This is a genomic window from Falsihalocynthiibacter sp. S25ZX9, assembly GCF_041205405.1.
GTDB classification, from domain to species: Bacteria; Pseudomonadota; Alphaproteobacteria; order Rhodobacterales; family Rhodobacteraceae; genus Falsihalocynthiibacter; species Falsihalocynthiibacter arcticus.
In genome coordinates, this window is the sequence record NZ_JBGFCD010000379.1 from 1 (window position 1) to 274 (window position 274).

The window sequence follows — 274 nt, forward strand, 5'->3', positions numbered from 1 at the left end:
CAGACAGTACTTCCCCAAAGGCACTGATATATCTGGTTTTAGGCAAGCTAAACTCAGCGCCGTCGCACGTCAGCTTAACGAGCGGCCAAGAAAGCCCTTGCAATACCAAACCACAGAAGAGAAATTTGAAGCATGTGTTGCGGCGACCCTTTGAAACCACAGCCCGAAGCGGACCAAAACTCCAGTGCCGACCCAGGTCTCCACTTTGTTCTTGCAAGGCATTTCGTAAATGTGATCCGTTCGGGACACCACCACGTAATACCATAAAGCATCT

1 pseudogene is annotated in these 274 nt (G+C 50.0%); it reads left to right on the top strand.

From position 1 onward, the window contains the following. Positions 1-154 (top strand): annotated as a pseudogene (locus AB9F29_RS22660) (IS30 family transposase); the annotation flags it as partial. Positions 155-274: the final 120 nt, after the last annotated feature.